Source organism: uncultured Abyssibacter sp., from assembly GCF_964000955.1.
Lineage (GTDB): Bacteria > Pseudomonadota > Gammaproteobacteria > Nevskiales > OUC007 > Abyssibacter.
Map to the genome: position 1 here is coordinate 1 of NZ_CAXFCL010000282.1, position 8,844 is coordinate 8,844.

An 8,844-nucleotide genomic window follows, 5' to 3' on the forward strand; every position below is an offset into this window, starting at 1 on the left:
CGGAGCAGTACGAGGCCGCCCGTGACCGCCTGGCCGCGTTCGTCAACGCCCGTGACCGAGCCGAGGTGGTCTGGACGCGGGGCACAACCGAGGCGATCAATCTCGTCGCGCAGTGCTTCGCCCAGTCCGAACTCGCGCCCGGCGACGCCGTGCTGATCAGCGAACTGGAACATCATTCGAACATCGTCCCCTGGCAGCTGGCCTGCGAGCGCTCCGGTGCGACGCTGCGCTGGATTCCGCTACTGGATGACGGAACCCTGGACCTCAGCAACCTCGACGCCCTGCTCGAGGGGGTGAAGATCGTGTCGGTGGCGGCCTGCTCCAACGCCCTGGGCACCATGCACCCGGTGCGCAGGATCGCCGACGCCGCGCACGCGGCGGGTGCGGTGTTGCTGGTCGACGCGGCACAGGCCACGGTCCACCAGCGAATGGACGTGCAGGCCTGGGACGCCGATTTCGTCGCGATGTCCGGCCACAAGGCTTACGGCCCGACGGGCATCGGTGCGCTGATCGGCCGCCTGGAGTGGCTGGATCGACTCCCGCCCTGGCATGGCGGCGGCGAGATGATCGAGACCGTGACGCTGGAAGGCAGCACCTGGAACGAGGTCCCCTACAAGTTCGAGGCCGGTACGCCGAACATCGCGGGTGCCATCGGCATGGCCGCCGCTCTGGACTGGTTCGCGGACCTGGATCATTCCGCCCTGCTCGCGCACGAGCAAGCCCTGCTGGCGGCGGCCGTCGACGGCCTGAGTGACATCGGAAACCTGCGCCTGATCGGCACGGCGGCCGACAAGGCGCCCATCGTGTCGTTCGTGATCGACGGGGTTCACCCGCAAGATCTGGCGACGCTGATCGATCAGTCCGGCGTCGCCGTTCGCACCGGTCACCACTGCGCGATGCCCACCATGGCGCGGTTTGGCATTCCAGGCACCGTCAGAGCCTCGATGGCCTGCTACAACTCGCTGGAGGACATCCGGCAACTGGTCAGCGCGACGGAAATCGCGGCCGAAATTCTGCGCTAGACCACAGTCCGGGCCGCTCTCGGCCTCAAGTTTGTTGGATTCTGGGCGTTAGCCACCTACACTCGGTATTTCTGCCAGTTTGCCGAAATTGCGGGGTTTCGTTGGCGAATGTGACAAACGACTCGATCCGGGCCCGACCGCGCCACCCTTGGTGGAGCAGCTTGCAGTTCCAGTTGATCGCGGTGGCCTTGGTCCTGCTGGTCGTCCTGGTGCTTTCAGCGATCTGGCTCAGTGATCAGCTTGTCCGTTCGGAACTGGTGGCCGAGGCGGAGGAGTCCGCTGTTGCCCGCGCCACGGCGACGGAATCGGCGTTGTCCCGCCATCTTCAGGATGCGCACTTTGTCGCGCAGCCCCTCGTTGTCGCGTTCGAGCGCTCGATTCGCGACGACACCGTCATTACCAGGCTGGGGGCCGGCCTGCTCGAATCCGCCGCCCGCAGCAGTGGCGGAGTCATCGTAGGACTGGGCCTGTGGCCCGCCCCCAACAGTTACTACAGCCGTCGTGAGCGGGCCGCCTTTCACTGGCAGATGACGCCGACCGGCGTGACGCGCCGCGAGGACTTCAACGACCCCGAGCGCATCCCCTACCACCGCGAACTCTGGTACACGCTTGCGCAATACGCGCCAGCCGGCCGCTGTGCGTGGACGGGCCGGCGTACCGATTTGCTGCTCAAACAGGATGTGGTCACCTGTACGGTGCCGCTGCGCCAGGAGGGCCACTTCGCCGGCGCGGTGACGGTCGACTACTCGCTAGCGAGTCTGCAAGCGACGCTGGAGCAATCGCTGCTCGAGGGACGCACCTATGCCCTGCTCACCGACGCGAACGGCCGGGTGCTGGCCGTGACCGATCAGCTCTCGGAGCTCGCGCGCAACGCCGACAACCTCGCGGAACTGGGGCAGCACGACGCCAGTTTCGGCCCGCTGGCCCTGGCGATACACCGCGCCGAGGAACGTCGCGTCAGAGACTCCATCGATCTCGACCGCTACCAGGCCGAAACGATCTCGGCATTCCGGGATGGCACGCGGGATCTCGGTCGCGTTGAGGCCGAATCCCTGCTCGCGGTGCAGTGGACACGCGATCGTGCTCCCGGCGAGTGGACCCGTATCGCCCTGTCCTCCGATCCCGTGCTCGGGAGCGACAGTTTCGCCCGGTTCAACACCGTCGGCGCGACGGGCTGGCGGCTGATCGTCGCGGAAAGCGCCAGCGACGAGTTGAGCGGCGCGAACTACATCGTTACCGAGACCATGGTGGTCACGGTGGGACTGGTGGTGATCGCCATCATCCTGCTGATCGGCCTGATCCGGCTGCGCATCCTGATCCCGATGCGACACATGATCCAGGCGCTGCAGAAATCCGACCGCGTGGACGACGCGCTGAGCGTCACCCTGGACGAATCCGCCCGCAACGAAGTGGGTGAACTCGCCTCGTGGCTGAATCAGCGCGCCCGGCTGCTGGCCGAGATCGCGCAACAGGCTCAGGCGGTCAACACCCAGCTCGTGCTTGAGGTCGGTGAGCGCAAGAATGCGGTCGAAAATCTGACCGCGACGCGCGAACGCGCGGAGATGACGCTCAAGTGCATCGCCGACGGCGTGATCACGACCGACCGTCAGGGTGAGGTCGACTACATGAACCCGGTCGCCGAAACGCTGATCGGACGCTCGAACCAGGAAGTCAGAGGCTGGCAGGTTTCACGCATTCTGCAGCTGTCACATGCCAGTGGCGCCCCCTACGAGGAAGACATCGTCGAGCGTGTGCTGGTCGGCGGCCAGCGCCTGCGGCTGGCGGACATGGTCTTGCGCGATGCCGCGAACAGCCGCCGACATATCGCGCTGACCGTCGCCCCGGTCCGGGGCCGGGGCAGCGAGATCATCGGGTCCGTTGTGGCGCTGCACGAGAGCACGCAATCGAGCAGCGAGGACATCAAGCCCGCCAATGACCTGTCGCGCGACGCCCTCACCGGCCTGTTCTCGCGTTCCGCGTTCGACGACGACATCTCCGGGCTGATCGAGCAGCAGGCGGCGGACGGCGGACGACACGCGGTGATCCTGATCGACATCGACCAGATGCGCAGAATCAACGCGGCCCATGGCGAGAACGCGGGCTCCGAGTTGCTGCGTCACCTGGCGCACGTGTTCACCGACGAGATCGGCCGAGCCGGACGCGTCTACCGGCTGGGCGGCGACAAGGTCATCGTGCTGCTTCGCGAAGCAACGCTGGACACCGCCGAAGCCGAAGCGGAAGCGCTGCAACGCGCGGTCCAGCGTTCGCCGTTCCGCTGGGAAGGCCAGATCATCACCGTGGAGTTCAGCATCGGCCTGGTGAAGGTCGACCCCGGCGCAGGGACATCGATGGAACTGCTGCGCCGCGCCGAAAGCGCGGTGCAATCCGCCAAGGCGGTGGGCGGCAACGTCATCCGTCGGTACCGGGTCGAGGAGCGAACCGCCAGCAACAGCGGCTCCGACGCCCTGTGGGTCGAACGCCTGCGCACGGGGCTGGAGCAGCGCCTGTTCCACCTGATGGCGCAGACGATTTCCCCGCTGGCGCACGGCCTGCCCGCTGGAATCGAGGTGCATGTCTCATTGGAGGACGAGGAAGGGTTCTGGGCCGCCCCCTCTGCGTTCATGCCTGCCGCAGCGCGCGCGGGGCTCGCATCCGATGTCGATCGCTATGTGCTCCACCATCTGCTCGAATATGTCGCCGAGAACGGCGTGTCCGGCGACGATCAGTTCTACGCGCTGAATCTGTCGACGTCATCGTTGCGTGACCCCAAGTTCCTGGATTTCGTGCTGCAGGAGTTCGACGCGTCGGTACTGCCGGCCAGTCGCGTCTGCTTCGAGATCGACGAGTCGGCGGCCATCCGCCACCGAGTGGAAACCCACGAACTGCTGTCGGCATTGCGCCCCATCGGCTGCCGCTTCGTGCTGGACAACTTCCGCTCCGGCATGGATGGCGCGGAACTGCTGAAGGCGCTGCGCTTCGATTTCGTCAAACTGGACCAGACGCTGTCCCACCGTGCCGCCGGAGAGCGTGTCGACCGGGTGGCGCTGGAGGCCGTCATCCGCGTGCTGCGCGAGCTCAAGGCAAAGGTCATCGCCGGCAAGGTCGACAATCCGGCCGCGCAAGAACCATTGATGGAGCTCGGCGTCGACTACATCCAGGGATTCGTGGTCGGCCGTCCCATCCCGTTGCAGTTCCAGTTCGAGCAGGCTCGGCAACTCGCCAACGGCTCCTGAGCACCGCGACATCAGCGTGACGCCGCGTGGCCGGCCTCGTCAGTCGGCGCGCCATTCCTCGACCACCAGCTGGGCGTTCACGTAGCCGCGAAACTCGTTGGCCTCCAGCCGGTAGAGCGCACGAACCCGCTCCGCGTCGATGATGTCCTGATTGAAGGCGATCGCCCCGATCTCGATGCCAGGCGCGGCTTCCAACCGGGCCTTGACGTGCCGCTCACCGACGACACGCTGCTCGACGATCCGGAACGCCCCCTCGAACAGCGGCGCCTCGAAGCCCTGCCCCCAGGGTCCGGCGGCCTCCAGCGCCGTTGCAGTTTCCAGGTCCAGTTCACTCGGCTCCAGCGAGCCGTCGGTAAGACGCACATCCTCCAGTTGCTCGCTGGTGAGATGGCGTCGCGCCACCGTATCGAAGGCACCACGAAATGCCTCCAGCCGCTCCAGCGGCAGGCTCAGCCCGGCCGCCATGGCGTGACCGCCAAATTTGCTGATCAATCCCGGATGCGCGCTGTCGATCTCGGCGAGCGCGTCACGCATGTGAAAGCCCGGAATCGACCGCGCCGAACCCTTGAGCGTCCCGTCTTCGGCAGCCGCCGGCGCGAAGGCCACGACCGGCCGGTGGCGCGCCTCCTTGAGCTTGGAGGCCACCAGCCCGACGACTCCTTCGTGCCAGTCGTCCTGCATCACCACAAGGCCCACCTGGTCCTCGACGCCGGACAGCGCGTCCAGTTCGGCCATCGCGTCGGCATGCATGCCGTCCTGAATCTGACGGCGTTCACGATTCAGCGCATCCAGCGTCGCCGCGAGCGAACGCGCCTCGTGCGGATCGTCGGCCAGCAGACAGCGAATGCCGATGCCCATGTCGTCCAGGCGGCCGGCGGCGTTGAGGCGCGGTCCCACGGCGAATGCCAGATCCTGCGCGGTCGCACGCGTGAAGTCGCGACCGGCCAGATCCAGCAGCGCCAGTATCCCCGGCGCAGCGCGGCCGGCCCGAATGCGCCGCAGCCCCTGCTCGATCAGAATCCGGTTGTTGTAGTCCAGCGGCACGACATCGGCAACGGTGCCCAGCGCCACCAGATCGAGAAAGGTCGCCAGATTCGGGGCATCTCCGAGCCCTCTTGCCTGCAGAACTCGCCGAACCGCCGTCAGCAGGTAGAACGCCACCCCGACACCGCACAGGGACTTGCTGGGAAAACCGCAGCCAGGCTGGTTGGGATTCACGATGGCATCGGCCGCCGGCAAGGTTGCGGGTGCCAGATGATGATCGGTGATGACCACGCGTGTGCCACCGGCCCGGGCTGCCTCGACCCCTGCGTGGCTGGAGATCCCGTTGTCGACGGTGATCAGCAACCGCGGCGCGAACGGCGCCATGTCGCCCACGAGCTCGGGAGACAGGCCGTAGCCGTAGCGAAACCGGTCCGGCACGAAGCTGCGCACGTCGGCCGCGCCCAGCGCCCGCAGGCCGCGAACGCAAAGCGCGCTGGCGGTGGCGCCGTCGGCGTCGAAATCACCGGCGATGGCAATGCGCTCACCGCGCTCGATGGCATCGGCAACCTCCCCGGCCGCGGCCTCCAGCCCGAGCAGGCTCTCCGGGCGCAGCAGGTGCTTGAGCTGGAGATCGGCCTCCTCGGCCCGGTGCATGCCGCGCGCGGCATAAACCCGCCGCACGACCGGATGCAGGTTGCGTGGCAGGTGCGCGTCGCTGACGGCGGGGCGAGCCCGCCAGATCGATTCGCTCAAGCGTCCAGTGACGCGCCCAGCGCCTGTTCCACGGCGGCGAGCGTGGCGTCGATGGTCTGGCTGGCGCCGGCGACATGCTCGGCGGCGATGTCGGGGTCCTTGAGTCCATGCCCGGTCAACGTGCAGACCACGGTGCTGCCCGCCGCGATCCGACCGGCTTCGATGTCGCGCAATGCGCCCGCCAGCGACGCGGCCGATGCCGGCTCGCAGAACACGCCTTCCTCGCGGGCCAGTCGCGCCTGGGTTGCCAGGATCTGCTCGTCGGTCAGCTCGTCGAACCAGCCACCCGACTCGCGCTGAACCACATGCGCGGCATCCCAGCTTTGCGGATTGCCGATCCGGATCGCCGTTGCGACGGTGTCCGGATGCGTCACCGGCCCACCCCGCATGAACGGCGCCGATCCGCTGGCCTGATAGCCGACCATGGTCGGACAGCTCTCGCTCATCGGCGGCAACGAATCGGAGATGCGCTCGTCGCGGAAACTCGTCGCCTCGGTCGGTCGCCCGGCGGCTTCCGAATAACCAATCCAGTGCGCGGTGATGTTCCCCGCGTTGCCGACCGGCAGACAGTGCACGTCCGGTGCACGTCCCAGTGATTCGATGATCTCGAACGCGGCGGTCTTCTGGCCCTGCAGGCGATAGGGGTTCACCGAGTTCACCAGCGTGATGGGCATCTGCTCGGCGACGGATTTCACCAGTGACATGCCATCGTCGAAGTTCCCGCGAATCTGCAGGATCTTGGCCCCGTGCATGACGGCCTGCGCAAGCTTGCCGCGGGCGATCTTGCCTTCGGGAATCAGCACGAAGGCCTGCATGCCGGCCTGGGCCGCATACGCCGCCGCCGCGGCGGAGGTGTTGCCGGTGGAAGCGCAGATCACCGCTTTCGCGCCCAGTTCAGCGGCGCGCGTCACCGCCATGGTCATGCCGCGATCCTTGAAGCTGCCCGTGGGGTTCAGCCCCTCGAACTTCACGTAGACCTGGCAGGGCTGGCCCAGACGCCGGAGCGGAATCAGCGGCGTGCCGCCCTCGCCCAGCGTAACCGCGGGCGTATCCGGCCCGACTGGGAGCCGGTCGCGGTATCGGTTGATCAATCCCAGAGGAAGGGTCTTACTCATCAAAATGCTCCACGCGAATGCGGTGGACGGAATCGGAGACCGCCGGCAGCGCCTCGATCTGCGCGCAGGCCGCGGCGGCCACGCGCTCGGGCACCGGCTGCGTCAGGATGATCACGGTGGTCGTGCTCACCGGCGGCGGCAGTTCCTTCTGCACGATCGCCTCGATGCTGATGCCGTGTTCAGCCAGCGCGCCGGAGATCGCGTTCAGCACCCCTGGCGTGTCTGCTACGCGCAGGCGCAGGTAATGGGCGGAGACGGCTTCCTCGATCGGCAGCGGCCTCGGCGAGTCGACCAGATCGGCCGACTGTCCCAGCGCGGGCATCTGCGCGTCGGTGCCACGGCGCGCCAGATCGACCACATCGGCCAGCACCGCGGAGGCGGTGGCCTCGGCGCCGGCACCCGGACCGAAGTAACCGGTTGGAGAGGCGGCATCGGCGCGCACCACGACCGCATTGAGCACGCCATTGACGTTGGCCAGCAGGTCCCTTTCGGGGACCAGCGTCGGGTGGACACGCAGTTCCACGCCCTTCTCCTGCCGACGCGCGATCGCCAGCGGCTTGATCCGGTAACCCAGTTCCCTGGCGTAGGCGAGATCCTCCGCCGTCACCGACTCGATGCCGTCGGTCTTGACCTGATCGAAGGACAGCGGGATGCCGAAGGCGATGGATGCCAGGATTGTGAGCTTGTGCGCCGCGTCGATGCCGCCGACATCAAAGGTCGGATCGGCCTCGGCGTAGCCCAGACGCTGGGCCTCGGCCAGCACGGCGTCAAAGGCCGCGCCGGTCTGCGACATCTCGGTCAGAATGTAATTGCAGGTGCCGTTGATGATGCCGGCGATGCTGTGGATGCGGTTGGCGGTGAGCCCCTCGCGCAAGGCCTTGATCAACGGAATGCCGCCGGCGACCGCCGCCTCGTAGGAAACCGTTGTTCCGTGTTCCTTCGCCAGTGCGAACAACTCCCGGCCGTGCAGCGCTATCAGCGCCTTGTTCGCGGTGACCACGGGCTTGCCCGCTCGGATCGCGCGTTCGACGGCGTCCCTGGCGGCATCGGTGCCGCCCATCAACTCGACCACCACATCGACGTCCGGGTCGTCGATCACGGTCTCGATGCGGGTGCTCAGGCGCACGGTGTCGGCACCCGGGCGGGCCTTGCCGGCGTCACGCACCGCGGCGGCGACCACGCGGATGGTCGTGCCGGCGCGACTGGCAATCGCCTCGCCGTTGCGCTCGAGCAGCGTCAGCACGCCGCCGCCGACCGTACCCAGGCCGAGCAGGCCCAGCTTCAGTTCATTCATCAGTTCGATCCTGTTCCTTCGCGGAGCAGCTTGCGGATACCGCGGACGGCCTGTCGGGTCCGGTGTTCGTTCTCGATCAGGCCGAAGCGCACGTACTCGTCGCCGTGATGCCCGAAACCGATGCCCGGTGACACCGCGACCTTGGCCTCGGTGAGCAGCAGCTTGGAGAACTCCAGCGAGCCCAGATGCCGATAGGCCTCGGGGATGCGTCCCCAGACAAACATCGTCGCCTTCGGCCGATCCACCTCCCAGCCGGCGCTGGCCATGCCGTCACAGAGCACGTCCCGCCGCGACCGATAGGTCTCGCGGATGTCCTGGACGCAGTCCTGCGGACCGTTGAGCGCGGCGATGGCCGCGACCTGAATCGGCGTGAACATGCCGTAGTCCAGGTAGGATTTCATCCGGCCCAGCGCGGCGATCAGTTGCGGATTGCCGCACATGAA

General features: G+C 67.2%; 6 protein-coding genes. 2 read left to right on the top strand and 4 right to left on the bottom strand.

Annotation, left to right across the window (positions count from 1 at the left end; genetic code table 11):
• On the top strand, nt 1–1,022 hold a 1,022-nt coding region (locus ABNS06_RS13535; RefSeq protein WP_348675122.1), incomplete at its 5' end, for an aminotransferase class V-fold PLP-dependent enzyme.
• Nucleotides 1,023–1,183: 161 nt separating this feature from the next.
• The gene (locus tag ABNS06_RS13540) at nt 1,184–4,255 is read left to right on the top strand and encodes an EAL domain-containing protein (RefSeq protein WP_348675123.1); all 3,072 of its coding nucleotides are present in this window, start codon (nt 1,184–1,186) and stop codon (nt 4,253–4,255) included.
• A gap of 39 nt (nt 4,256–4,294) precedes the next feature.
• Here ABNS06_RS13540 and recJ read toward each other — a convergent pair whose 3' ends face one another.
• The 4 genes from recJ to ABNS06_RS13560 form a co-directional block, all read right to left on the bottom strand.
• On the bottom strand, nt 4,295–5,992 hold the full coding sequence (recJ, locus tag ABNS06_RS13545; RefSeq protein ID WP_348675124.1) for a single-stranded-DNA-specific exonuclease RecJ: 1,698 nt from the start codon (nt 5,990–5,992) through the stop codon (nt 4,295–4,297).
• Nucleotides 5,989–7,107 (bottom strand): threonine synthase, encoded by a 1,119-nt coding sequence (thrC, locus tag ABNS06_RS13550; RefSeq protein WP_348675125.1) that lies wholly within the window; start codon nt 7,105–7,107, stop codon nt 5,989–5,991. The genes recJ and thrC overlap by 4 nt, the downstream gene beginning before the upstream one ends.
• Complete coding sequence (locus ABNS06_RS13555; protein WP_348675126.1) at nt 7,100–8,401, bottom strand: homoserine dehydrogenase; 1,302 nt, start codon at nt 8,399–8,401, stop codon at nt 7,100–7,102. Before ABNS06_RS13555 ends, thrC begins: the two co-directional genes overlap by 8 nt.
• Nucleotides 8,401–8,844 (bottom strand): aminotransferase class I/II-fold pyridoxal phosphate-dependent enzyme (locus ABNS06_RS13560; protein WP_348675127.1); only part of this gene is annotated, 444 nt, incomplete at its 5' end. The genes ABNS06_RS13560 and ABNS06_RS13555, both read right to left, overlap by 1 nt.

Excerpts from the sequence above, each read along its gene's own strand:
- thrC (WP_348675125.1), bottom strand. The coding sequence starts at position 7,107 with ATGAGTAAGACCCTTCCTCTGGGATTGATCAACCGATACCGCGACCGG.
- ABNS06_RS13555 (WP_348675126.1), bottom strand. The coding sequence starts at position 8,401 with ATGAATGAACTGAAGCTGGGCCTGCTCGGCCTGGGTACGGTCGGCGGC.